This is a genomic window from Pseudomonas sp. EA_65y_Pfl1_P113 (assembly GCF_963970525.1).
Classification (GTDB): Bacteria; Pseudomonadota; Gammaproteobacteria; order Pseudomonadales; family Pseudomonadaceae; genus Aquipseudomonas; species Aquipseudomonas tritici.
In genome coordinates this window covers 26,028-49,512 of sequence record NZ_CAXAQM010000020.1, presented here as the reverse complement: position 1 = coordinate 49,512, position 23,485 = coordinate 26,028, and the positions used below count along the sequence as shown (strand labels likewise).

Below are 23,485 nucleotides of genomic sequence, written 5' to 3'. Positions count from 1 at the left end.
GCCTAGCAGGAGAGCCGTATGAAACAGACGCAGTACGTGGCCCGCGAGCCCGATGCGCAAGGTGTTATCCATTACCCGCCAGAAGAACACGCGGTGTGGAACACCCTGATCACTCGTCAATTGAAAGTGATTGAAGGGCGCGCCTGCCAGGAATACCTGGACGGCATCGACAAGCTCGGCCTGCCCCTGGACCGAATCCCGCAATTGGGCGAGATCAACAAGGTGCTGGCCGAAACCACCGGCTGGCAAGTCGCCCGCGTGCCGGCGCTGATTCCCTTCCAGACGTTCTTCGAATTGCTCGCCAACAAGCAGTTTCCGGTGGCGACTTTTATTCGCACCCGCGAAGAACTCGACTACCTGCAAGAGCCGGACATTTTCCACGAGATCTTTGGCCATTGCCCGCTGCTGACCAACCCCTGGTTTGCCGAATTTACCCATACCTACGGCAAGCTCGGCCTGGCGGCCACCAAGGAGCAACGGGTGTACCTGGCGCGCTTGTACTGGATGACCATCGAGTTTGGCCTGGTGGATACGCCCGAAGGTCGGCGCATCTACGGTGGCGGTATTCTGTCGTCGCCCAAGGAAACGGTGTACAGCCTGTCTTCCGAGCCTGAGCACCAAGCCTTCGATCCGCTGGAAGCCATGCGCACGCCGTATCGCATCGATATCCTGCAACCGCTGTACTTCGTGCTGCCAAACCTCAAGCGCCTGTTCGAAGTCGCGCAGGAAGACATCATGGGCATGGTTGAGCGCGGGATGCAGCTGGGGCTGCGCGCCCCGCTCTTCGCCCCAAAGGCAGCCCCCCCCGAAGCCCAAGGTTGCTTGAACCTTACTTCTTGAGGCCAGGTGAGTCTGTTCCCTGGCGCCGCGTTGCTTTAGGGTGACGCTACTGACCTTCAAACATTCGAATTCAGGACACCTCCATGACCACCTTGAACCAAGCCCACTGCGAAGCCTGCCGCGCCGATGCCCCGCAAGTCAGCGATGAAGAACTGCCGGTGCTGCTCAAGCAGATCCCAGACTGGAACATCGAAGTCCGCGACGGCGTGATGCAGCTGGAAAAGGTTTTCCTGTTCAAGAACTTCAAATTTGCCCTGGCGTTCACCAACGCCGTGGGTGAAATCTCCGAAGCCGAAGGCCATCACCCAGGCCTGCTCACTGAGTGGGGCAAAGTCACCGTGACTTGGTGGAGCCACTCCATCAAGGGGCTGCACCGCAACGACTTCATCATGGCCGCACGCACCGACGAAGTGGCCAAGGACGCCGAGGGCCGCAAGTAATGCACTTCGATGCCATAGGCCGCGTGCCCGGCGACCCGATCCTCGGGCTGATGGACCTGTATGCCCAGGACACCAACCCGAACAAGTTCGACCTGGGCGTGGGCGTCTACAAGGATGACCAGGGGCTCACGCCCATTCCGCACGCAGTGAAACTGGCCGAGCAGCGCCTGGTAGACACGCAGACCACCAAGACCTACATCGGCGGCCACGGTAATGCTGTGTTCGGCTCGCTGATCAGCGAACTGGTGCTCGGTGCCGATTCGGCGCTGATCCGCGAACGCCGCGCCGGCGCCACCCAGACGCCAGGCGGCACCGGCGCCCTGCGCCTGAGCGCCGACTTCATCGCCCACAATCTGCCCGGCCGTGGCGTATGGCTGAGCAACCCGACCTGGCCGATCCACGAAACTATCTTCGCCAAGGCCGGGATTAAGGTCAGCCATTACCCCTACGTGGGCGCTGACAATCGCCTGGACGTGGCGGCGATGCTGGCTACCCTGTCCAGCGTGCCAGAGGGCGACGTGGTACTGCTGCATGCCTGCTGCCACAACCCGACCGGTTTCGACTTGACCCCGGATGATTGGCGCCAGGTGCTGCAGATCGTGCGCGAGCGCCAACTGCTGCCGCTGATCGACTTCGCCTATCAGGGCTTTGGCGATGGCCTGGAGCAGGACGCCTGGGCCGTGCGCCTATTTGCGGCCGAGCTGCCGGAAGTGCTGGTGACCAGTTCCTGCTCGAAGAATTTTGGCCTGTATAGCGACCGTGTTGGCGCGTTGATCGTGTGTGCGGCGGATGCCGAGAAGCTGACGGATGTGCGCAGCCAGCTTGCTAATACGGCACGCAACCTGTGGTCGACGCCGCCGGATCACGGCGCAGCCGTGGTGGCTACGATTCTGGGCGATGCCGAGCTGAAAAAGCGATGGAGCAATGAAGTCGAAGCCATGCGCTCGCGGATCGCGCACTTGCGATCCGGGCTGGTGGAGGCGTTGGCGCCCCACGGTTTATCGGAGCGGTTTGCCCATATTGGAGCGCAGCGCGGGATGTTTTCCTATACCGGCTTGAGTGCCGAGCAGGTCAAGCAACTGCGGGAGAAGCACAGCGTGTACATGGTGAGTTCGGGGCGGGCTAACGTGGCGGGTATTGATGCGACGCGGCTGGCACTTTTGGCGGAAGCCATCGCCGACGTATCCAACTGACGAAACCGGAACCAAATGTGGGAGCGGGCTTGCTCGCGAATGCGGTGTATCAGTCGATGTATAGGGTGACTGACACTTTGCATTCGCGCGCAAGCCCGCACATTTAGACCGATCAAGGCCGTCAGCCTGTTACCAGTTCAGCCTTTAGCAGTGCCTCTTTCGCCTGCGCATCCGCCAACCGATACAACTCGATACTCCCGTCCCAGTGCTCGATCAACGCCGTGCAGGACTCCACCCAATCCCCGCAGTTGAGGTAATCCACCTCGCCCACCTTGCGAATCTCCGCATGGTGGATATGCCCGCACACCACGCCATGCAACTCGCGCTTGGTCACTTCGTGGGCGATCGCTTCTTCGAAATCGCTGATGAAACTCACCGCCGTCTTGACCTTGTGCTTGAGGTACGCCGACAGCGACCAATAACCATAGCCATACCGCGCACGCCAATGGTTCAGCCAGCGGTTCAGCGTAAGCGTGAACTCATAGGCCGAGTCACCGAGGAACGCCAACCAACGGTGATAGCGGGTGATCACGTCGAACTGATCGCCATGGATCACCAACAGATGACGGCCATCAGCAGTCACATGCACCGCTTCATCCACCAGTTGAATATTGCCCAGGATCAGCTTGGAGTAGCGGCGCAGGAATTCATCGTGGTTCCCGGTGACGTAGATGACCTCGGTGCCGCGCTTGGCCATGGTCAGCAAGCGGCGGATCACGTTGGTGTGGGCCTGGGGCCAATACATGCCGCCGCGCATTTTCCAACCGTCAATGATGTCGCCTACCAGGTAGACCTTGTCGGCGTGGTAGCCCTTGAGGAACTGCGACAAATGTTCGGCCTGGCAATCCCGGGTGCCCAGGTGCACGTCGGAAATCCACAGGGTACGAACCCGTTGCTTACGGCTGGGTTTGACGAACTCGGCACTGGTCATGGGCATCCCTCGACGCTGTTTTCGCGAGCTTGCGCCTCGGCGGTTAATAGCCCATGACAGCTGTGCGTCAGTCTGATGACAGCGCCGGCCGACCGAGAAGCGTTGTAGACTGCCGGCTTGCAGCCCAGGAGACCGCGATGAGCCCCACTCTCACGCTACGCCACTACCTCGAAGCGCCCATCGCCCACAGCCATGATCATGCGCAGTTGGTGTTCGGCCTGTCCGGACACCTGGATTTCGAAGTGGAAGGCCGTGGCAGCCAGGTGCGCGAAAGCAGCGTGATGGTGCTGCCCTTCTCAGCCCATCATGCCTGTGGCAGTCGCGATGGCAGCCGCTGCCTGGTGCTGGACGTGCCCACCGAGCACTGGGTGCTGCAATCGTTGGGCGAACATGCCGATGCCAGTCGCCGGCTGCTCGATCAACCCACGCGACTCGCCCTGGATTCGCGGCAAAGCCAACTGGTGCAGTGGCTGGCGCAGAGCCCGGTGGATGATCCGCTGATCGTCCAGCAAGGCGCGGTGCTGTTGTTGGCCAGCCTCAATCACCCGCTGGCTCAACCGCTGCCGGGCCGGCGCCTGCCGTACGAGGCATTCAATGCGCATATCGAGCGCCACGTTGCACACCCGCTGCAGGTAGCCGACCTGGCGCGCATCGCAGACCTGTCGGTGGCGCGCTTGCACGCACGGTTCATGGCGGAATGCGGGCAGACGCCGATGGACTATATCCGCCGCCGTCGCCTGCACATGGCCTTGGACCTGCTGCGCAAAACGCCATTACCCATTGGTGAAATCGCCGATCGCGTCGGCTATACCTCGCAAAGCGCATTTGCGGCCGCGATGCTGCGTGAGTTTGGCGCCTCGCCGGGCGCATTGCGGCGCAACGCGTAGGACGAGTCTCGCGATAAAAATCGCGAGCCGGACGACAGACGCCTACGCGGCAGCCCCACTAGACTGCGTTTCTGTCACCCGCTTGATTCAAGGATCGCAATGACTCCCCGCTCAGCCCTCGGCGCCCTGCACATCGGCGCATTGATGTTTGGCCTTACCGGTGTATTCGGCAAACTGGCGGCCGCCTCGCCCGCCATCATCGTCTTTGGGCGTGCCGTGTTTGCCGTGATTGCCCTGGCGCTATTTGCACGGTTCGCGAGCAACACTGCCTGGAAAAAGCTGGAACTGCGCGACTGGCGCCGGCTGCTGGTCAGCGGCGTATTGCTGGCCGCGCATTGGGTAACGTTCTTTATTGCCGTCAAGGTGGCCGGCGTGGCCGTCGCGACCCTGGGGTTTACCGCGTTCCCGGCCTTTACCGTGATCCTCGAAGGACTGATTTTCCGCGAGCGCATTCGCGCCAATGAAGTGCTGTTGGTGGTGCTGGTCAGCATCGGCCTGGTGCTGGTCACGCCGGACTTCAATCTTGCCAGCGAAGCCACCGGCGGGTTGCTCTGGGGGATCGCCTCGGGGCTGCTGTTTTCCCTGCTGTCACTGAACAATCGCGCCAGTTCCGGGCGCATCCCTGCGGTGCAGGCAGCGCTGTGCCAGAACGTGGTGGTTGCAGCGTGCCTTTTGCCGGTCGCGGCGCCTGGGGTGGCGGATGTGCAAGCGATTGACTGGCTGTGGATCGGTTTGCTCGGCGTGTTCTGCACGGGCCTGGCCCACAGCCTGTTTGTCGCCAGCCTCGCGGTGATCAAGGCACGCACGGCTTCGGTGGTGTTTGCCATGGAGCCGGTCTACGGTATCACTGCGGCCTGGCTACTGTTTGCCGAAACCCCGACGCTGCGCATGCTGCTCGGCGGCGTGCTGATCATCGTCGCGATCGTGCTGTCGGGGTTGATGGGCGGCGCCAGCCAGGCCAAACAGCCTGCGGCAACGGCCTGATCTCTGACGCTCACTGCGTGCGGTCGTTGTGCCCTAGATCCCGTTGCGGGTCGATCTGGTCGCGCACGCGCTGCTTGAGCACCTTGGCCTCAGGGAAACCGCCGTCGGCCTTGCGCTCCCAGATCTGCACGCCATCACAGGTGATGCGAAACGCGCCGCCGGTGGCGGGCGCCAGTGACACTTTGCCCAGGTCATCGGCAAACGTGCTCAACAATTCCTGCGCCAGCCAGGCGGCGCGAAGTAGCCACTGGCACTGAGTGCAATAGGTGATGACGATCTCGGGTTTGATCGACGACATAATTTGAGAAGCTCCAGGCGTAACGGGCTTGGCGGATCGAGTGGCTATAATACCGGCCTTTATCGCCCAGCCTTGAGATTCATGATGCGCCGCCTGCTGTCCTGCCTGTTTCTGTGCTTGCTTCCCCTTGTTGCCGACGCCATTGAGCCGCCACGCCCGAAAATCGGCTTGGTGCTGTCCGGTGGCGCCGCCCGTGGCCTTGCGCATATCGGCGTACTCAAGGCGCTTGAGGAGCAAGGCATCCAGATCGATGCGATTGCCGGCACCAGCATGGGCGCGGTGATCGGTGGGCTGTACGCGTCGGGCTATAAAATCGATGAGCTGGAAAAGCTGGCGCTGAGCATCGACTGGCAGCAGGCCCTGTCCGATGCGCCGCCGCGGGAAGACGTACCGTTTCGGCGCAAGCAGGATGACCGGGACTTCCTGGTCAAGCAAAAACTCAGCTTCCGCGACGACGGCAGCCTCGGCTTGCCACTGGGCGTGATCCAAGGCCAGAACCTGGCACTGCTGCTGGAAAGCATGTTCGCCCACAGCAGCAACACGCGTAACTTCGACAAGCTGCCAATCCCCTTCCGCGCAGTAGCGACCGATATCACCACCGGCGAAAAGGTAGTGTTCCGCAAGGGCCACCTGCCCCAGGTGATCCGCGCCAGCATGTCGATCCCGGCCGTGTTCGCTCCGGTGGAACTGGACGGAAGATTGCTGGTGGACGGCGGCATGACCGATAACATCCCACTGGATGTGGCACGGGAAATGGGCGTGGATATCGCCATTGTCGTGGACATCGGCACCCCGCTGCGCTCGCGCAAGCAACTGGCCACGGTGGTGGACGTGCTTAACCAATCCATCACCCTGATGACCCGGCGCAACTCTGAAGAGCAACTCAAGGACCTGCACCCCAAGGACGTGCTGATCCAGCCGCCGCTCGCTGCCTATGGCGTGACCGACTTCGGCCGCGCCAAGGACATGATCGACGCCGGCTACCGCGCTACCCGCGCCCTCGATGCCCGCCTCGCCCATCTGCGCCCCGCAGAGCCAATCGACCCGCAACTGGTGGCCGCCCGTACCCCAGGGGAACGCACGCCGATAATCACCGCCATCAGCGTGGAAAACGACTCGAAAGTCAGCGACGACGTGATCCGCTACTACATCCGCCAGAACCTGGGCGAGCCGCTGGAACTGGGCCGCCTGCAAACCGACATGGGCACCCTGTATGGTCTGGATTACTTCGAACAAGTGCAATACCGCGTAATCAAGAAAGGCAAGGAAAACACGTTGGTGATCAGCGCGCGCGGCAAGCGCAGCGGCACCGATTACCTGCGCCTGGGCCTGAACCTGTCGGATGACATGCGCGGCGATAGCGCCTTCAACCTTGGCGCGAGCTACCGCGTGAACGGTATCAACCGCCTTGGCGCAGAATGGCTGACACGGGTGCAGATCGGTGATCGACAAGAGCTGTACAGCGAGTTCTACCAGCCGATGGACACTGGCTCGCGTTACTTTGTCGCCCCTTATATCAGCGCCCAGGCGCAGAACGTCGAACTGATCCTGGACAACGACCCCATCTCCGAATACCGCCTGGAACGCTACGGTTTCGGCTTGAACGTAGGGCGCCAGATTGGCAACAGTGGCGAAATCCGCTTCGGCGTCGGTGAAGCCTGGGGCAAGGCAGACGTGCGCATCGGCGACCGCGACCTGCCCAGCGTGAGTTTCAGCGAGGGCTTCTATGAGCTGAAGTACTCCTTCGACACCCTGGACAATGTGTACTTCCCCCACACCGGCGAAGAAATCGGCCTGGCCTACCGCGAATTCGAACCGGGGCTGGGCTCGGACCAGCGCTACCGCCAATGGGAGTTCAAGTTGGACAAGGCCATGAGCCACGGCCCGGACACACTTGTGCTGGGGGGGCGCTATGGGCGCACGCTGGATGATTCGGATGTGGTGATTTCCAGCTTCCTGCTGGGGGGCGCGCGGCAGTTGTCGGGCTTCCGCCAGGATGCGATCTCGGGCCAGAACATCAGCTTGATGCGGGCGGTGTACTACCGCCGGCTCACGCCACGCTCGTACCTGCCACTGGATTTCCCGTTGTACCTGGGGGCGTCACTGGAACGCGGCCGGGCGTGGAACAACGACAATGAGTTCGACAGCGGCTATATCAACGCGGCGAGTATTTTCCTGGGCTTTGATACACCGTTGGGGCCGCTGAACTTCAGCTATGGGTTCAATGATGACAACCAGAAGGCGGTGTATTTGAACCTGGGGCAGACGTTCTAAATGATGCGCGAGGCTTTGTAGTGAGCGGGCTTGTCGAATCGTCGCACCGCCCGCTCATACCGTTCAGGACTTTTCCAGATTCGCCAGGATGCGCCCGTGCACGCGCATGCACACACTCAAATCGGCTTCATCCACCCCCACAAACAACTCGTGACGCAACGCCGTGGCGATCGTCTCGATCTGCTCGATCAGTGGCCGGGCGGTATCACACAGCAGGATGCGCTTGGCACGACGGTCTTCCACCACCGCCTGGCGTTGCACCAGGCCCTGGCCTTCAAGGCTGTCCAGCAGGCGGGCGAGTGTCGGCCCTTCGACGCCAACGCTTTGCGCCAACTCACGCTGGGTGGGCGCTTCTTCGAAACGGGCCAGGTGCAGCAGCACCAGCCACCGAGCCTGGGACAAGCCAAGCCCCGCCAAACGGCGGTCCAGCTCGGCGCGCCAACCACGAGACATCTGCGCCAGTTGCATGCCAAATCGGTGTTGATCGGTTAACGGCATAAAAAGCTCTTGTTTTAGACTGAAAATAAAGTGTGGCTAATTATTAGTCAGCTAAGCATGAGCGTTGCCAGTAGGCAAGAGTTGCTATGTACTGATCTGTTACATTGTCGTAATTGGCGCACTAAATCTCGAATTCAGACTGCAAAGCCGCCCGCACGCAGTACAAAACACCCTCAGGAACACGCCCGGTGAACAGCGGCGCGATCTCCGCCACAGGTGGCAATTCGCCCTCCCCGTCGAGGAACGCATCCTGGATTTCGCCGAGCAGATCCTCTGGCAAATCAAGCGCCTGCTCCAACGACAACTGCTGCTTGCCGATGGATTCCGCCAGCAAGGTGTAGACGTTCTTCTCCGAGCATTGCAGTTGGCCGGCGATCTGGATCGGGGTCATGCCGGCGCGTGCCAGGCTGATCAGTTCGTGGCGGATATCGGCAACTTCCTTTGGCGCTTCGGCCTGGCCGCCGAGGACTTCGAGGAAAGCCTGGCCGTAACGCTCCAGCTTACGCGCACCTACGCCGCTGACCCGCGCCATCTCGGCCATGCTGGTGGGTTGCTCGCGCAACATCTCCAGCAGGGTGGAGTCGGGGAAAATAACGTACGGCGGCACGCTGTGTTCCTGCGCCAGTTTGCGGCGCAGGGTGCGCAAGGCTTCCCACTGCTCGCGCTCTTCACCACGCACCAGTTGGCTGGCCTGGCTGGTGCTGCTCTTGGCGGTGGTCTGCGGTTTGAGGTCGCGGCGCAACTCCAGGCTCACTTCGCCCTTGAGCAACGGCCGGCAACTGTCGTTGAGGCGCAGGCCGCCATAACCTTCGATGTCGATGTCCACCAGCCCGCGTGCAACCATCTGCCGGAACAACGAACGCCACTCTCCGTCGGCGCGGGCCTTGCCGACGCCGTACACCGACAGTTTCTCGTGGCCGAAGCTGCGCACTTTCTCGTTGTCCTTGCCCAGCAACACGTCCACCAAATGACCGACGCCATAACGCTGGCCCGTGCGATAAATAGCGGACAGAGCCTGACGCGCCGGCTCAGTGGCGTCCCAGGTCTGCACGCCATCAATGCAGTTGTCGCAATGGCCGCAAGGCTCAGGCATGTCTTCGTCAAAATACGCCAGCAAGGTCTGGCGACGGCAACGAGTCTCTTCACACAGCGAGAGCATCGCGTCGAGCTTGTGCTGCTCCAGGCGTTTGTGACGCTCGTCGCCTTCGGAGTTCTGCAGCATCTGCTTGAGCATCACCACGTCTTGCAGGCCGTAGACCATCCAGGCATCCGCCGGCAGACCATCACGGCCGGCGCGACCGGTTTCCTGGTAGTACGCCTCGAGGGATTTGGGCAGGTCCATATGCGCGACAAAGCGCACGTTGGATTTGTCGATGCCCATGCCGAACGCGATGGTGGCTACCATGATCAGGCCTTCCTCATTGAGGAAGCGCTTCTGGTGCGCAGAGCGCGTTTCGTTGGGCAGCCCGGCGTGATAAGGCAGCGCCGGGTAGCCTTGCTCGCAGAGGAACGCGGCGACTTCATCAACTTTTTTGCGCGACAGGCAATAGACGATGCCCGCGTCGCTGCGCCGCTCGGACAGGAACGCGAGCAACTGCTTGCGCGGCTGCTCCTTGGGTACGATGCGGTAGAAAATATTCGGCCGATCGAAGCTCGACAGGAAGCGCTCGGCGTTCTGCAAGTGCAGCCGCTCAACGATTTCTTCGCGGGTGCGCTTGTCGGCGGTGGCCGTCAGGGCGATACGCGGAACGTCAGGGAACAACTCAGCCAATTGCCCCAGTTGCAGGTATTCGCGACGGAAATCGTGGCCCCATTGCGATACGCAGTGGGCTTCGTCGATGGCGAACAGGGCGATTTCCAGGCTCTGCAGAAAGGCCAGCATGCGCGGCTGCACCAGGCGCTCAGGGGCCAGGTAAAGCATTTTCACTTCACCGCGCTTGATGCGGGCCGCCAGGTCGCGCTGTTGCTCGGCACTGAGGGTAGAGTTCAAGGCCGCCGCAGCGACGCCGAGTTCTTCCAGGGTTGCCACTTGGTCGTCCATCAATGCGATCAGCGGCGACACCACCACCGCCAGGCCATTGCGCAACAGCGCCGGCACCTGGAAGCACAACGACTTGCCGCCCCCGGTAGGCATCAAGACCAGTGCGTCACCACCACTGGCCACGCGCTCAATGATCGCACCCTGGCGGCCACGAAAACTGTCGTAGCCGAAGATGTCCTTGAGGACGCGTTGAGCCTGCTCGAGCATGTAAAACTCCAAAAAAGTGCGCAAATCCCTCTGTACAGGCTGGTCGAAAAAACACGATCTCACGGGAAATAATCCGTAAGCGAAGTTTTCGCGCGCTGGGCTTGACCTGCGAGGGCATCACAAAACGCGGCAGTATACCCGAGCGATACCCGGCAAAGGGCGCCACTGACGAATTGCAGCCCGTCTCTTAAAGCGGGCAAATCTGCATGGCGGCTGGCCTGGGCGCTCAAGAAAGCCTAGAATTCAGCATCGTTTATTTCCAAGGTAGTCCTTCAATGTCCTTCGCTGAGCAACTAACCCGCCTGCAAGCCTTCCTCGACGCCGATGAGCTGCATGACGAGGCGCTGGACTACGTGGCCGCCCACGGCTACCTGACCGCCCTGTCGATCTGCGCCGAGATCGTACCCGACCGTGAATGGATCGACGCACTGTTCGCCGAAGAGCCGCACTACGCCGACGACGCCCAACGCGAAGAAATCGAATCCACCCTGTTGGCCCTCAAGGCCCACATCGGTCGCCAACTGGCGTCGGACGAAGAATTCGAGCTGCCATGCGAGCTGGACCTTGGCGAAGAGCCGGACGACTCCGACCTGCGCGGCTGGTGCATCGGCTTCATGGAAGGCGTGTTCCTGCGCGAAGCCGCCTGGTTCGAAACTGCCGAGGAAGAAGTCAGCGAAATGTTGCTGCCGATCATGGTGGGGTCGGGCCTGTTCGACGACCAGCCGGAGTTCGCCGATATCGCCGCCGACGCCAACCTGATGGACGACATGATCGTACAGATCCCGGAAGCCCTCACCGCGCTGTACCTGCTGTGCAACGCCCCTGACGAAAAACCGGCGATCCTCAAGCCACGTCACCACTGAGTCGCTTGCCCGTGACACCCATGGGCAATCGTTCGCTGCTCTTGCGCTACGTGCTGCTGGCCATCGGCTGGTTGAGCGTAGCGCTGGGAGTGATCGGCATTTTCCTACCGGTCTTGCCGACTACGCCCTTCCTGCTTCTCGCCGCCGCTTGCTTCGCCCGAAGCTCCCCACGCTTCTACCACTGGCTGGTGCAACACCCGCGCCTGGGTCCGTGGATCCGTGACTACCTGGACGGCAACGGTATCCCTCTTAAAGGCAAGGTCTACGCCATCGGCTTGATGTGGTTGAGCATCAGTGTGTCCTGCTACCTAGTGCCATTGCCGTGGGCACGTGGCTTCATGTTGACCAGTGCCGTGCTGGTGACGATCTACATCCTGCGCCAAAAGACCCTGCCGCCCCGGTAACGGCGGCGTCCGACTTGCCTGCGAGCGAGCCATCTACGTGGCCGCTGTCGAGGCATCGAACCGCCGGCTCTCACACGCACCACTCACCCGACCTTGGTCGACACTGACTAACCCCGAGCATCATGCGAGACTGTCCAACCGGGCCTGGAATGCTCGGGTGTTCCCATGCTCGGAGTTACCATGACGCTGTCCAGCGGGCTGATCGCCGCCGTTGCCCTGGCCTATATGGCCATTATGTTTGCCATCGCCTTCTATGGTGACCGTCGCCGTGCGCCACTGCCGCCGCGCATGCGTGCCTGGGTGTATAGCCTGTCACTGGCCGTGTATTGCACCAGCTGGACCTTCTTCGGTGCTGTAGGTCAGGCCGCCGAACAGTTGTGGGCATTTTTACCGATCTACCTGGGCCCGGTGCTGTTGCTGGTGTTGGCACCTTGGGTCCTGCAAAAGATGATCTTGATCAGCAAGCAGGAAAACATCACGTCCATCGCCGACTTTATCGCCGCGCGCTACGGTAAATCCCAATCGTTGGCGGTGGTGGTCGCGTTGATATGCCTGGTGGGGGTACTGCCCTACATCGCGCTGCAACTCAAAGGCATCGTGCTGGGAGTCAATCTGCTGATCGGCGCTGGCGCCGACACCACCGGCACTCGTGCTCAAGACACCGCGCTGATCGTGTCGCTGGTGTTGGCGCTGTTCACGATTGTCTTCGGCACACGCAACCTCGACGCCACGGAGCACCACCGCGGTATGGTGCTGGCGATTGCGTTTGAATCCCTCGTCAAGCTGTTCGCGTTTCTCGCGGTCGGCGCGTTTGTGACCTACGGTTTGTACGACGGATTCGGCGACCTGTTCAGCCAAGCGATGCTCGCCCCCCGCCTGGATGAATACTGGAAAGAGACCGTTAACTGGCCGTCCATGGTGGTGCAGACCGGCGTGGCCATGATGGCGATCATCTGCCTGCCTCGGCAGTTCCATGTCACGGTGGTGGAGAACATCGACCCTCAGGATTTGCGCCTGGCCAAATGGGTGTTTCCCGCGTATCTGATTCTTGCCGCGCTGTTTGTAGTACCGATCGCCTTGGGCGGCAAGATGCTGCTGCCCAGTTCGGTAATGCCGGACTCCTACGTGATCAGCCTGCCGATGGCCGAAGCCCATCCCGCACTCGCCGTACTGGCGTTTATCGGCGGCGCTTCAGCGGCCACCGGCATGGTGATCGTGGCGAGCATTGCCTTGTCGACCATGGTTTCCAACGACATGTTGCTGCCATGGCTGCTGCGCCGTTCCGGCGCCGAGCGACCGTTCGAAGTGTTCCGCCACTGGATGCTGTCGGTACGCCGGGTCAGCATCGTGATCATCCTGCTGTTGGCCTACGTGAGCTATCGCCTGTTGGGCTCAACCGCGAGCCTGGCGACCATCGGCCAGATCGCCTTTGCAGCCGTCACCCAACTGGCGCCGGCCATGCTCGGCGCCCTTTATTGGAAGCAAGCCAACCGACGCGGTGTATTCGCGGGGCTCGCTGCGGGCACTTTCCTGTGGTTCTACACTTTGGTCCTACCGGTTACGGCGAAAAGCCTGGGTTGGTCCCTTAGCCTTTTTCCAGGACTGACGTGGATGCACTCGCACCCACTGGGTCTGTCCGTCACCTCATTGACCTTGGGCACCGTGTTTTCCCTGGCAGGTAACTTCACGCTGTTTGTGTGGGTGTCGATGCTGTCCCGCACGCGGGTTTCCGAACATTGGCAAGCCGGGCGGTTTATCGGCCAGGAAATCAGCCAGCGCGCCACCGCGCGCTCGATGCTGTCGGTGCAGATCAGCGACTTGCTCAGCCTGGCCGCACGCTTTGTGGGTGAGGAACGGGCACAGCAAAGCTTTATCCGCTTTGCCTATCGCCAAGGTAAAGGCTTCAACCCCAATCAGAATGCCGACAACGAGTGGATCGCCCACACCGAGCGGTTGCTGGCGGGTGTGCTCGGTGCATCGTCGACCCGGGCGGTGGTGAAAGCCGCCATCGAAGGGCGCGAAATGCAGCTGGAGGACGTAGTACGCATCGCCGATGAAGCGTCGGAAGTGCTGCAGTTCAACCGCGCATTGCTTCAAGGCGCTATTGAGAACATCACCCAGGGCATCAGCGTGGTCGATCAGTCCCTCAAACTGGTGGCCTGGAACCGGCGTTATCTGGAGCTGTTCAATTACCCGGACGGTCTGATAAGCGTCGGTCGGCCGATTGCCGACATCATCCGCTACAACGCCGAACGCGGCCTGTGCGGGCCGGGCGAGGCCGAGGTTCACGTGGCGCGGCGCCTGCACTGGATGCGTCAGGGCCGCGCACATACCTCTGAACGTTTATTCCCCAATGGGCGGGTGATTGAGCTGATCGGCAACCCGATGCCCGGCGGCGGTTTCGTCATGAGCTTCACTGACATTACCGCCTTCCGCGAAGCCGAGCAGGCACTCACGGAGGCCAACGAAGGCCTGGAACAACGGGTGACCGAGCGCACCCATGAGCTGTCGCAGCTCAACGTGGCGCTCACCGATGCCAAGGGCGTGGCCGAGTCCGCCAGCCAGTCGAAGACGCGCTTCCTGGCGGCGGTCAGCCATGACTTGATGCAGCCCTTGAACGCTGCACGCCTGTTCTCCGCCGCCCTCTCCCATCAGAACGAAGGTCTGTCCGGCGAAGCCCGGCAATTGGTGCAACACCTGGACAGCTCGCTGCGCTCCGCCGAAGACCTGATCAGCGACCTGCTGGACATCTCACGCCTGGAAAACGGCAAAATCAATCCGCAGCGCCAGCCTTTTGTTCTCAACGAACTGTTCGACACCTTGGGCGCAGAGTTCAAGGCGCTGGCCCAGGAGCAGGGTCTGCGCTTCCGCCTGCGCGGCAGTCGAGTGCGTGTCGACAGCGACATCAAGTTACTGCGGCGAATCCTGCAGAATTTCCTCACCAACGCCTTCCGTTATGCCGACGGCCCGGTGCTGCTGGGCGTACGTCGACGCAAGGGCGAACTGTGCCTGGAGGTGTGGGACCGTGGCCCCGGGATACCGCTGGATAAACAGCAGGTGATCTTCGAAGAATTCAAACGTTTGGACAGCCACCAGACCCGCGCGGAGAAAGGCCTGGGGCTTGGCCTGGCCATCGCGGACGGCCTGTGCCGTGTGCTGGGGCACCGCCTGAGCGTGCGCTCATGGCCTGGAAAAGGCAGCGTATTCAGTGTGCGCGTGCCATTGGCGCGCAACCAGGCCAGCCCGCAGGTCAAGACACCACAGGAAACCGGCCTGCCGCTGACCGGTGCTCAGGTGCTGTGCGTGGATAACGAAGAGAGCATTCTGATCGGCATGCGCAGCCTGTTGACGCGCTGGGGCTGTGACGTGTGGACCGCGACGGACAAGGCGCAATGCGCGGCGTTGCTGGCGGATGGCGTGCGCCCGCAACTGGCACTGGTGGACTACCACCTGGACCATGGCGAAACCGGTACTGAGTTGATGGGTTGGCTGCGCGCGCAATTGGCGGAGCCGATTCCCGGCGTGGTGATCAGTGCCGACGGCCGCCCGGAGATGGTGGCCGAGGTGCATGCGGCGGGGCTGGATTATTTGGCTAAACCGGTCAAGCCGGCGGCGTTGCGGGCGTTGCTGAGTCGGCATTTGCCGCTGTAAATTGTTTGTACCCGCTCGCACATTTTTGGGCTGTGTTTATTCAGGTAGATGGGCCACACCATCTGAATCAGTCATCGCGCGCTCCAACAAATCCGCCGGCAAGTTCTTGCTGGCCCGAGCACCGAGCAACCGCAATTGCTCGGTCCGGCTGACCAGATTTCCGCGTCCATCTGTCAACTTGTTTCGCGCCGAGCTGTAAGCCTTATCCAGCTGTTGTAAGCGGTTACCGACTTCATCCAGGTCTTGGATAAACAGCACGAACTTGTCATACAGCCACCCCGCACGCTCGGCGATTTCCCGCGCGTTCTGGCTCTGGCGCTCCTGCTTCCACAGGCTATCGATCACCCGCAGGGTAGCGAGCAACGTGGTGGGGCTGACGATCACGATATGGCGGTCGAACGCTTCCTGGAACAGATTCGGTTCGGCCTGCAAGGCAGCGGAAAACGCTGCTTCGATCGGCACGAAAAGCAACACGAAATCCAGGCTGTGCAGGCCTTCCAGGCGCTTGTAATCCTTACCGGCCAAACCTTTGACGTGGTTGCGCAACGACAGCACGTGCTGCTTCAACGCCGCCTGGCCGATCACATCATCATCCGCTGCCACGTACTGTTGATACGCGGTGAGGCTGACCTTGGAGTCCACCACCACCTGCTTGTCGCCGGGCAACATGATCAGCACGTCTGGCTGGAAACGCTCGCCGTCCGGGCCTTTCAGGCTGACTTGGGTCTGGTACTCGCGGCCTTTCTCCAGGCCAGCATGCTCCAGCACCCGTTCAAGAATCAGCTCGCCCCAGTTGCCCTGGGTTTTCTGGCCTTTGAGGGCACGGGTCAGGTTGGTGGCTTCGTCTGACAGACGCAGGTTCAGTTGCTGTAGGCGCTCAAGCTCCTTGGCCAGGGAAAAGCGCTCGCGCGCCTCGCTCTGATAGCTTTCTTCCACGCGCTTTTCGAAGGACTGAATACGCTCTTTCAATGGGTCGAGCAGTTGGCCCAGGCGCTCCTGGCTGGTTTCGGCGAAGCGCTGTTCGCGCTCGTCGAAGATCTTGCCGGCCAGCTCGGCGAACTGTGCACGCAGTTCATCCCGCGAGCCTTGCAGGTCGGCGAGGCGTTGTTGATGGCTGTCCTGTTGTTCACGCAGTTCAGCGCGCAAAGCGGCCGACAACGCATCGAGGCGGCGCAGCTCAGTCTCCCTGGCGCTGCGGTCGAGGTTCCAGGCGTGGGCGGCGTCGCGAGCGTTGTCGCGGTCGATCTGCAGCAGTTCGACTTCGCGGCGCACGGCGGCCAAGTCAGCCTGCTTGGCTGCGTTGGCCTGGCTCAGATCGCTGATCTCATCGCGGCTGGCATCCAGCTGTGCGGCGAGGCCTTCCTGAGCCAGTTGCGCGGTCGCCAGGCGCTCTTCGAGCAGTTCCCAGCCGGTCATGCGCGCGGTCAGCCGACGCTGAAGCTGCCAGCACACGGCCAATAAAGGCACAGCTGCGCCAGCAAGTCCCAGGGCGATACTGGTCCAGTCAAAAACCATAGACATGTCTGCCATCACCGAAAAAAAGCAAGGTTAGCGGAGCACAGGGCCTGAGGACAGCTCAGTCTTCGACCTGGCCCAGTTCACGCTGGGCGCGGCGGTCACCGGCGCGGGCCGCCAGGCGCAGCAGGTCGTGGCCGATGCGGCGGTCGCGGGCATTTCCGCACTCACGGCACATCAGCTGGCCCAGGCGGCTTTGTGCGGCAACCACGCCTTCACGGGCAGGCTGCTTGAGCAAACGCCCGGCGAAGTGTTTGACGTTGGTGTTGTGACCCAGGCGGGGGCTGTCGAGCAACCACAAGGCAACTTTCAAGGAGAAGCGTTTGGGAGCGGTAACAGTTTGAGGAGTGTCGGTAACAGAAGGTGATACTGAGCGAAACTTCATAAAGCACTGCGGGACAGAACGGAAGGCGCGCCACTCTACTCTTTTTTTCGTACAGGTAAAGCTGAAAAAACTCTGTACGCCCGTTCTAGAGCAAGCGCTCGGGACAATCCACAGAAGCTGTGGATAACTCAGTGGACAACCCTGCTTTAACTCGCGCAAAGCCCCATGGTATGGGGGCCGCAGTCAAACTGACGATTTTTTCACCAATAAAAAAAAGCGAGATTTTTCATTGACTTAAATTTCCAATACAGGCTAAAGGCGGCGCTCAAGCGCCGTTGACAGCGGGGTTACACACCGCGCAACTAATGTGCACAAGTACCCATCCGCCGGTTATATCGCCGGCTTTTCTTGACGCAATTCGCCGCAAAAATGTTACCGCCAGGGCAAAACGGGGACTTTTCAAATCTTTGCTGGCTCGCCACACTCCCCGCCCTACAACGCAACGGTGGGTGAGTCGATGAAAGGAATGCTGTTGTTTGCCGTGTTGCTACTGGCCATCTGTTCCGCCTCCCTGGGAATCAATGCGGCACTGCCCTCACCGGATGGTGCGCTGTTTGCCATCGCTATCCTGCTGTCGGCGGCTTTCACTGCGGTGAGCCTGTGCATTGAGTTGGGCGAAGGCCGCATCAATGACATGGCCGATGTGATGAAGGCGGTCGAGACCGGCCAGTCACTGCGCTTGACCCTTGCCGCCTACGGATTGGGCTGCTCACTGGCAGCGGCGATCACTGTGCTGGTCTATCGAGGCATGCTGGGCGGCTGATTGAAGTTTTTTGACTTGCGCACTTCCCTAACCTGATTCAATCCGTTACTATCCGCGGCGTTAGTACCAAGCTGAAAGTCAATTCTGGTCGAACAAGTCCCCTGAACAACACGGGATCGATCACCTCGATGGTTTCCAGGTATCACTTGCGACGACACAGCCTTTGAACAAACAAAGGGTGTCGCGAAGTTTCAATACTCTGACCGAACCAACCTGCAAATTGATCAGGATCTTCACCCCGGGCCCAGAACCTTTGCCCCTGTTGTGTTGCCTGCCCTCCTAAGTACCTACCTGCCAGCCCAAGCGCGCCTAAATTATCAGCGCTTCAAACTGGCTGCTTTGTTCCAGTCGGGTTCTTCGTTTGATCAATAGTGATCAACGTCACTGGAACGTTTTAATACGGCACGGTTCTTATCCGTGTCATTTGTAGGAACACCCATAACATGAACGCTCAAATCCATACTCAGGATGCCATTCGCACCCTCACCAACGCTTTTGCCCCAATGAACTGCCTGATTATGGCCGCTCGCAAAGGCTGCTTCAGCTTCACCCTGGTTAACGAACACGGCATCGCGCGTCACAGCGAACGCCTGTACCCCGATCAATACTCCAGCGCAGAACCGCTGCAGGCCGTGATCGAGCGTACCCGTCAGGCACTGGTTGCCTGATCGACCCGAGTCGCTGAAACACAAAAGACCCTGCTCAAAAGCAGGGTTTTTTATTGCCTGCGATTTGAGTATCGAACTTTTGCCCTAAGTTCAAATAGATATAACCGTTATAACTGGATGGCGAAGATGTTTTAAAAACAGTCCTTTACATCACGAATATGACACTACACTTCAACTCAAGCGGCTTGATCCGCTTCCGGCGAGCCTGAGAGCCGATCCACCGCTGCCAAGCCCCCTTCTCAGGACTCGCCGACCACTTTCACGGATTGAGGCTTGTATGGGTATCGCTGCCAGCGAATTGTGTCGTTATGTGATTCGGCCGACCTTGCTGTACCTCGGCCGCCATAACCCAGCAGCTGAGTCCCTGTTGCTGGGCATTGCCGCCAGCCAGTCGGAACTCGGTTCCGCCCTGCATGACCGGCGTGGACACGGCCTGTACAGCATCACCGAACCTCGCCATCGCGCCTTGTGGGACGATTACCTCGCGCTGGACCCCGATCGCGCGAGCCTGGTACGCGGCCTGGCAAGCCAGCATGCATTCCTCAGCGCGCCGCAACTCGAACTGACGGTCAACCTGCGCTACGCCACGGCCATTGCCTGGCTTTTAGTCGAACAACACACTCCCGCACTGCCTCCGCCGGGTGATCTGCTGGGTATGGCGCGTATCTGGAAAGAAATTTTTCACCCTCAGGGACGCCTGCGTGATTTCACTCAAGCCTGGCAAACCTGCGTTTCACCCATGAATCACGTGGTTTGCTGACCGGGCAATTTGCAAGATTCGTCAAAAAACCTGAATCCTGGTCGGATTGTCCTACAAAACCGCTCTATCTCCTACGTTTCAGCCTATAGCGCGATGTTAAATTTATTGATACTTTCCGCAGCGGTGATCACTCGGAGTTCTAATAATGAAAAAAGTAATGCTCAAGACCACACTTAGCCTCGCCGTTGCTATGGCATCCTCCCAACTGTTTGCAAGCGGTTTCGCGCTGAACGAACAGAGCGTGAGCGGGATGGGTACCGGTTTCGCGGGTCGCTCTTCTTCTGCCGATGATGCAAGCACTGTTTACGGTAACCCTGCCGGTATGGCTCGCCTGAATGGCCAGCAAATCACAGGTGGCGTTGCAGCAATTGATGCCTCGACTGACATCAGCGACACCGGCGGCAACTCACGCGGCTCCAATAAAGGCGACATGGTTCCGTTCACTGCGGTGCCATTCGGTTTCTACACCAACAAACTCAATGATCAGTGGGCCATCGGCTTCGGTGTATACGCACCGTTTGGCCTGGTGACCGACTATGAAAATGGCTTTCAGGGGCGTGGCTTCGGCAGCAAGAGCGAAGTGAAGGTCATGACCTTCCAGCCAACTGTCAGCTATGCATTCAACGACCGCGTGTCCATCGGCTTTGGTCCGACCATCAACCGGATTTCCGGTGTACTGGAATCGGACAGGACGCTGAGCGCTGCCGCCAGTGATACCAACGTCAAAATCAAGGGCGACGACACCGCGCTGGGCTTCAACGTAGGCGTACTGGTCCAGGCCACCGATACCACCCGTGTCGGCCTGACCTACCACTCGAAGGTCAAGTACAAGCTTGAAGGCCACACCACCGTCAGCGGCCCGTCGGCGACTCAACCGTTCCTGCGAAACAATCGTTACGACGCTTCGCTGAAAATCGACACGCCTGAGTCCTACGACCTGTCGGTCACTCAAGACCTGACCGATGCCTGGAAACTGTATGGCGGTGCCACTTGGACGCGCTGGAGCCGTCTGAAGGAAATCACCGTCAACAACGAAGGCGTTACTGCCGCTGGCGGCGCTTTGGCACCCAGCCAGCTCAGTTCCATCACCGAAGAACAAAACTGGCACGACACCTGGGCCTACGCAGTGGGTACCTCCTACCAGTTGACCAAGCAAGTCGTGCTGCGTACCGGCCTGACCTTCGACCAGTCGCCCACCAACAACACTGATCGCTCGCCGCGCATCCCGACTGGGGACCGTACGATTTTCAGCGTTGGCCTGGGCTACAAAGTCATGGATAACATGACCGTCGACCTGGCTTACTCCTACCTGAAAGAAGAAGACATCAAGGTCAACCAGACCGCTGATGCACCGTCGACGGCGAGCTACCGCGCCAAGTACGAAAACAGTGCCAACGGTTTCGGCCTGGGCATGACCTACACCTTCTAATCCAGACAGGTGTAAAAAAGCCCCGCTCTCCTGCAAAGGAGACGGGGCTTTTTAATGGCTGACAATCAGGGCTTGGAAGCGATCGCCTCTTCCACCGCCTTGATCAGGTCCGGGCTGTCCGGCTTGGTCAGGCTGGAGAAATTGGCGATCACCTTGCCCTGTCGATCCACCACGTACTTGTAAAAATTCCATTTCGGCGGCGCGTCGGTCTGCTGCGCTAACACCTTGAAAAGGTGTACCGCATCCGGCCCCTTGACCTTCTGTGGCTCGGTCATGGTGAAGGTCACGCCATAATTCACGTAGCAGACCTTGGCCGTCTCTTCGCCGGTCTTGGCTTCCTGCTTGAAGTCATCGGAGGGCACGCCGATCACTTCCAGCCCTTCGCCCTTGTAGCGCTGGTACAAGGCTTCGAGGCCTTTGAACTGGGGGGCGAACCCACAAAAGCTCGCCGTGTTGACGATGACCAACGGTTTGCCGGCAAACCGCTCGCACAGGTCGATGGATTCCTTGGCGCGCAGCTTGGGCAACTGGCCTTCCAGCAGCGGCGGGCAACTGGCAGCAGAAGCGGCACTGCCAATTGCCATCAGGATGGGTACAGCGAGCCAACGCATCTGCATGTCGTGTGTCCTTGAAAATAATCAGGCCATGAACTTAACAGATCGTCATACCCAACTGCATCAACGCGAGACCACCTTTCTGCCAGCCCCACCAGGCCAGCAGTACCAAAGTGCCCCCCGCGATGACGACTAAACCACGTATCGCTATGCTCATGCCGCCTCCATCTGCGCCTGCAATCGCGCCACTGGCCGCTCACGCACCGGCCAGTTCAACGCCGCGGCGAGCAGGCTTAACAGAACTGCCACCTGCCAGATCAAATCGTAGTTACCCGTTCGATCATAGACCACCCCACCCAACCAGCCCCCCAGGAACGAACCGAGTTGGTGGAACAGGAACACTATCCCACCAAGCATGGAGAGGTTTCGCACACCAAACAACGTCGCGACGGTGCCGTTGGTCAGCGGCACGGTGGACAGCCACAGGAAGCCCATCGCCATACCAAACGCATAGGCCGTAACTTCGGTAACCGGCGCCCACAGAAACACCACGATCACCACCGCACGCAGCAGGTACAACCCTGTCAACAAACGCGGCTTGGACATGCGCCCGCCGAGCCAGCCAGCGGTGTAGGTACCGAAGATATTGAACAGCCCGATCAGTGCCAGCACCGTGGTGCCTGTGGTGGCTGGCAAGTGCTGATCCACCAGGTACGCCGGCAGGTGCACGCCAATAAACACCACCTGGAAACCGCAAACAAAAAAGCCAAAGGCCAACAGCCAGAACCCGGAGTGAGAGCACGCTTCCTTCAAGGCTTCACGCAAGGTTTGCTGACCGGCCATCACCGGCAGTGGCCGGTCCTTGAGCATGGCGACCAGTGGCAGAATCAGTGCCACCATCAAGCCCAGCGCAAGCAATGCGGCGGACCAGCCCAGCCAACTGATCAAACCCAGTGTGCCCGGCACCATGGCGAACTGACCGAACGAACCGGCAGCACTCGCGATGCCCATCGCCATGCTGCGTTTTTCCGGCGCCACGGCCCGGCCGACCACGCCAAGGATCACGGAAAACGACGTGCCGGACAGCCCGATACCAATCAACAAGCCAGCGCTGAGCGACAACGACCAGGCCGAATCAGACATGCCCATCAACACCAGGCCAACGGCGTACAGGATGCCACCAACAAACACTGCTTTAGTGGCACCAAACCGATCGGCCAGGGCGCCGGTAAACGGCTGCGCCAAACCCCAGATCAGGTTCTGCAAAGCGATCGCAAAGGCGAAGGTCTCACGGCCCCAGCCGAACTCGCTGCTCATCGGCGCCAGGAACAGGCCGAAACCGTGCCGCACACCCAACGACAGTGCCAGGATCAGCGCACTCCCCACAAGAATCCAGCCACTGGTGCGCCACATGGAAGTCATTTCTTATTCTCCGCTCGCGGGTATATACCCGCTTATAGTCGAACAACCCCGCGTTCAGGCGAGTTCGTCCAGCAAGGCCAACAAGGTTTCGCGTTTTTGCGCGCCGAGTTGATCGATCAATTTTTGCTGCGCCGCCTCCCAGGCGGGTAAAGCTGCAGCGAGTCGTGCCTCACCGTCCGCTGTCAGCATCACCAGGCGATTGCGCAGGTCATCGCCTTCCACCAGTTGCACCAGGCCTTCGCCTTCCAACACCCGAAGGTTGCGCCCCAAGGTGCTGCGGTCAAGTCCCATGGCTTCCGCCAGGCTGGAGATGCTCGGCTGATCGAGCCGCTGCAAGTTACACAGCAACGAATACTGGGCGACGTTAATCCCGAAGCCATCAAGGGCGCCGTCGTAATGCCTGCTGACGCCACGGGCGGCACGTCGCAGGTTGGTACATAAACATTGGGAGGCCAGCATGGAACGTGTATATACCCGC

General features: G+C 60.3%; 22 protein-coding genes. 13 read left to right on the top strand and 9 right to left on the bottom strand.

The genetic code is table 11. From position 1 onward, the window contains the following. The first annotated feature begins 18 nt into the window (after window positions 1–18). From phhA to AACY52_RS18530, 3 genes are all read left to right on the top strand, one after another. Window positions 19–840 carry a phenylalanine 4-monooxygenase gene (gene phhA / locus AACY52_RS18540; protein ID WP_339560690.1) on the top strand — a complete coding sequence of 274 codons (822 nt, stop codon included), beginning with the start codon at window positions 19–21 and terminating at the stop codon, window positions 838–840. Window positions 841–923: 83 nt separating this feature from the next. Beyond that, window positions 924–1,280, top strand: a complete 357-nt coding sequence (locus AACY52_RS18535) for a 4a-hydroxytetrahydrobiopterin dehydratase (protein ID WP_076952964.1) — start codon at window positions 924–926, stop codon at window positions 1,278–1,280. Beyond that, a complete protein-coding gene (locus tag AACY52_RS18530) occupies window positions 1,280–2,473 on the top strand; it encodes an amino acid aminotransferase (RefSeq protein ID WP_339560689.1) in 1,194 nt (397 codons plus the stop codon). Before AACY52_RS18535 ends, AACY52_RS18530 begins: the two co-directional genes overlap by 1 nt. A gap of 121 nt (window positions 2,474–2,594) precedes the next feature. On the opposite strand, the gene AACY52_RS18525 is transcribed toward AACY52_RS18530, so the two are convergent. Further along, window positions 2,595–3,404 (bottom strand): UDP-2,3-diacylglucosamine diphosphatase, encoded by an 810-nt coding sequence (locus tag AACY52_RS18525; RefSeq protein ID WP_339416648.1) that lies wholly within the window; start codon window positions 3,402–3,404, stop codon window positions 2,595–2,597. Window positions 3,405–3,541: 137 nt separating this feature from the next. On the opposite strand from AACY52_RS18525, the gene AACY52_RS18520 reads away from it, so the two are divergent. Next, entirely contained in the window at window positions 3,542–4,291 is a 750-nt protein-coding gene (locus tag AACY52_RS18520) for an AraC family transcriptional regulator (protein WP_339416650.1), read from the top strand. A 99-nt stretch (window positions 4,292–4,390) separates the two neighbouring features. Then, window positions 4,391–5,275, top strand: a complete 885-nt coding sequence (locus AACY52_RS18515) for a DMT family transporter (RefSeq protein ID WP_339416652.1) — start codon at window positions 4,391–4,393, stop codon at window positions 5,273–5,275. Between the two features lie 10 nt (window positions 5,276–5,285). On the opposite strand, the gene AACY52_RS18510 is transcribed toward AACY52_RS18515, so the two are convergent. Then, on the bottom strand, window positions 5,286–5,573 hold the full coding sequence (locus AACY52_RS18510) for a SelT/SelW/SelH family protein (RefSeq protein ID WP_065873766.1): 288 nt from the start codon (window positions 5,571–5,573) through the stop codon (window positions 5,286–5,288). 84 nt (window positions 5,574–5,657) lie between these two features. Here AACY52_RS18510 and AACY52_RS18505 point away from each other — a divergent pair, with 84 nt between their 5' ends. Beyond that, on the top strand, window positions 5,658–7,847 hold the full coding sequence (locus AACY52_RS18505) for a patatin-like phospholipase family protein (protein WP_339416767.1): 2,190 nt from the start codon (window positions 5,658–5,660) through the stop codon (window positions 7,845–7,847). A gap of 63 nt (window positions 7,848–7,910) precedes the next feature. On the opposite strand, the gene AACY52_RS18500 is transcribed toward AACY52_RS18505, so the two are convergent. Beyond that, complete coding sequence (locus AACY52_RS18500; protein ID WP_304630168.1) at window positions 7,911–8,345, bottom strand: MarR family transcriptional regulator; 435 nt, start codon at window positions 8,343–8,345, stop codon at window positions 7,911–7,913. Window positions 8,346–8,466: 121 nt separating this feature from the next. After that, the gene (gene recQ / locus AACY52_RS18495; RefSeq protein ID WP_339416657.1) at window positions 8,467–10,593 is read right to left on the bottom strand and encodes a DNA helicase RecQ; all 2,127 of its coding nucleotides are present in this window, start codon (window positions 10,591–10,593) and stop codon (window positions 8,467–8,469) included. Between the two features lie 275 nt (window positions 10,594–10,868). On the opposite strand from recQ, the gene AACY52_RS18490 reads away from it, so the two are divergent. From AACY52_RS18490 to AACY52_RS18480, 3 genes are all read left to right on the top strand, one after another. Next, window positions 10,869–11,456, top strand: coding sequence for a YecA family protein (locus AACY52_RS18490; RefSeq protein ID WP_339416658.1), 588 nt, complete (start codon window positions 10,869–10,871; stop codon window positions 11,454–11,456). A gap of 20 nt (window positions 11,457–11,476) precedes the next feature. Beyond that, window positions 11,477–11,860, top strand: coding sequence for a YbaN family protein (locus AACY52_RS18485; RefSeq protein WP_065873769.1), 384 nt, complete (start codon window positions 11,477–11,479; stop codon window positions 11,858–11,860). Between the two features lie 180 nt (window positions 11,861–12,040). After that, on the top strand, window positions 12,041–15,511 hold the full coding sequence (locus AACY52_RS18480) for a NahK/ErcS family hybrid sensor histidine kinase/response regulator (RefSeq protein ID WP_339416659.1): 3,471 nt from the start codon (window positions 12,041–12,043) through the stop codon (window positions 15,509–15,511). A 36-nt stretch (window positions 15,512–15,547) separates the two neighbouring features. Here the strand turns inward: AACY52_RS18480 and rmuC are convergent, their stop codons facing one another. Together rmuC and AACY52_RS18470 are read right to left on the bottom strand one after the other, a co-directional pair. Beyond that, window positions 15,548–16,912: a DNA recombination protein RmuC gene (gene rmuC, locus AACY52_RS18475; protein ID WP_339416769.1), complete on the bottom strand. Its 1,365-nt coding sequence runs from the start codon at window positions 16,910–16,912 to the stop codon at window positions 15,548–15,550. Between the two features lie 175 nt (window positions 16,913–17,087). Continuing rightward, window positions 17,088–17,411: a hypothetical protein gene (locus AACY52_RS18470; protein ID WP_025855837.1), complete on the bottom strand. Its 324-nt coding sequence runs from the start codon at window positions 17,409–17,411 to the stop codon at window positions 17,088–17,090. 457 nt (window positions 17,412–17,868) lie between these two features. Between AACY52_RS18470 and AACY52_RS18465 the strand changes: the two genes are divergently transcribed. The 4 genes from AACY52_RS18465 (at window position 17,869) to AACY52_RS18450 (ending at window position 21,031) form a co-directional block, all read left to right on the top strand. Then, window positions 17,869–18,174, top strand: coding sequence for a hypothetical protein (locus AACY52_RS18465; RefSeq protein WP_339416660.1), 306 nt, complete (start codon window positions 17,869–17,871; stop codon window positions 18,172–18,174). Between the two features lie 443 nt (window positions 18,175–18,617). Beyond that, window positions 18,618–18,842 carry a hypothetical protein gene (locus tag AACY52_RS18460; RefSeq protein ID WP_003175353.1) on the top strand — a complete coding sequence of 75 codons (225 nt, stop codon included), beginning with the start codon at window positions 18,618–18,620 and terminating at the stop codon, window positions 18,840–18,842. A 277-nt stretch (window positions 18,843–19,119) separates the two neighbouring features. Beyond that, the gene (locus AACY52_RS18455) at window positions 19,120–19,602 is read left to right on the top strand and encodes a hypothetical protein (protein WP_339427401.1); all 483 of its coding nucleotides are present in this window, start codon (window positions 19,120–19,122) and stop codon (window positions 19,600–19,602) included. A 145-nt stretch (window positions 19,603–19,747) separates the two neighbouring features. Next, window positions 19,748–21,031 (top strand): outer membrane protein transport protein, encoded by a 1,284-nt coding sequence (locus tag AACY52_RS18450; RefSeq protein WP_339560688.1) that lies wholly within the window; start codon window positions 19,748–19,750, stop codon window positions 21,029–21,031. 65 nt (window positions 21,032–21,096) lie between these two features. Here AACY52_RS18450 and AACY52_RS18445 read toward each other — a convergent pair whose 3' ends face one another. The 3 genes from AACY52_RS18445 to AACY52_RS18435 all read right to left on the bottom strand — a co-directional run bounded on the left by AACY52_RS18445 (window position 21,097) and on the right by AACY52_RS18435 (window position 23,466). After that, entirely contained in the window at window positions 21,097–21,648 is a 552-nt protein-coding gene (locus tag AACY52_RS18445) for a glutathione peroxidase (protein WP_339416663.1), read from the bottom strand. Between the two features lie 150 nt (window positions 21,649–21,798). Then, on the bottom strand, window positions 21,799–22,998 hold the full coding sequence (locus tag AACY52_RS18440) for an MFS transporter (protein WP_339416771.1): 1,200 nt from the start codon (window positions 22,996–22,998) through the stop codon (window positions 21,799–21,801). A 63-nt stretch (window positions 22,999–23,061) separates the two neighbouring features. Next, complete coding sequence (locus tag AACY52_RS18435; protein WP_049712119.1) at window positions 23,062–23,466, bottom strand: MarR family winged helix-turn-helix transcriptional regulator; 405 nt, start codon at window positions 23,464–23,466, stop codon at window positions 23,062–23,064. Window positions 23,467–23,485: the final 19 nt, after the last annotated feature.

Bases quoted from the DNA above. Each gene is read 5' to 3' on its own strand.
- phhA (WP_339560690.1), top strand. From the start codon at position 19: ATGAAACAGACGCAGTACGTGGCCCGCGAGCCCGATGCGCAAGGTGTT.
- AACY52_RS18535 (WP_076952964.1), top strand. From the start codon at position 924: ATGACCACCTTGAACCAAGCCCACTGCGAAGCCTGCCGCGCCGATGCC.
- AACY52_RS18530 (WP_339560689.1), top strand. From the start codon at position 1,280: ATGCACTTCGATGCCATAGGCCGCGTGCCCGGCGACCCGATCCTCGGG.
- AACY52_RS18525 (WP_339416648.1), bottom strand. From the start codon at position 3,404: ATGACCAGTGCCGAGTTCGTCAAACCCAGCCGTAAGCAACGGGTTCGT.
- AACY52_RS18520 (WP_339416650.1), top strand. From the start codon at position 3,542: ATGAGCCCCACTCTCACGCTACGCCACTACCTCGAAGCGCCCATCGCC.
- AACY52_RS18515 (WP_339416652.1), top strand. From the start codon at position 4,391: ATGACTCCCCGCTCAGCCCTCGGCGCCCTGCACATCGGCGCATTGATG.
- AACY52_RS18510 (WP_065873766.1), bottom strand. From the start codon at position 5,573: ATGTCGTCGATCAAACCCGAGATCGTCATCACCTATTGCACTCAGTGC.
- AACY52_RS18505 (WP_339416767.1), top strand. From the start codon at position 5,658: ATGCGCCGCCTGCTGTCCTGCCTGTTTCTGTGCTTGCTTCCCCTTGTT.
- AACY52_RS18500 (WP_304630168.1), bottom strand. From the start codon at position 8,345: ATGCCGTTAACCGATCAACACCGATTTGGCATGCAACTGGCGCAGATG.
- recQ (WP_339416657.1), bottom strand. From the start codon at position 10,593: ATGCTCGAGCAGGCTCAACGCGTCCTCAAGGACATCTTCGGCTACGAC.
- AACY52_RS18490 (WP_339416658.1), top strand. From the start codon at position 10,869: ATGTCCTTCGCTGAGCAACTAACCCGCCTGCAAGCCTTCCTCGACGCC.
- AACY52_RS18485 (WP_065873769.1), top strand. From the start codon at position 11,477: ATGGGCAATCGTTCGCTGCTCTTGCGCTACGTGCTGCTGGCCATCGGC.
- AACY52_RS18480 (WP_339416659.1), top strand. From the start codon at position 12,041: ATGACGCTGTCCAGCGGGCTGATCGCCGCCGTTGCCCTGGCCTATATG.
- AACY52_RS18470 (WP_025855837.1), bottom strand. From the start codon at position 17,411: ATGAAGTTTCGCTCAGTATCACCTTCTGTTACCGACACTCCTCAAACT.
- AACY52_RS18465 (WP_339416660.1), top strand. From the start codon at position 17,869: ATGAAAGGAATGCTGTTGTTTGCCGTGTTGCTACTGGCCATCTGTTCC.
- AACY52_RS18460 (WP_003175353.1), top strand. From the start codon at position 18,618: ATGAACGCTCAAATCCATACTCAGGATGCCATTCGCACCCTCACCAAC.
- AACY52_RS18455 (WP_339427401.1), top strand. From the start codon at position 19,120: ATGGGTATCGCTGCCAGCGAATTGTGTCGTTATGTGATTCGGCCGACC.
- AACY52_RS18450 (WP_339560688.1), top strand. From the start codon at position 19,748: ATGAAAAAAGTAATGCTCAAGACCACACTTAGCCTCGCCGTTGCTATG.
- AACY52_RS18445 (WP_339416663.1), bottom strand. From the start codon at position 21,648: ATGCAGATGCGTTGGCTCGCTGTACCCATCCTGATGGCAATTGGCAGT.
- AACY52_RS18440 (WP_339416771.1), bottom strand. From the start codon at position 22,998: ATGTGGCGCACCAGTGGCTGGATTCTTGTGGGGAGTGCGCTGATCCTG.
- AACY52_RS18435 (WP_049712119.1), bottom strand. From the start codon at position 23,466: ATGCTGGCCTCCCAATGTTTATGTACCAACCTGCGACGTGCCGCCCGT.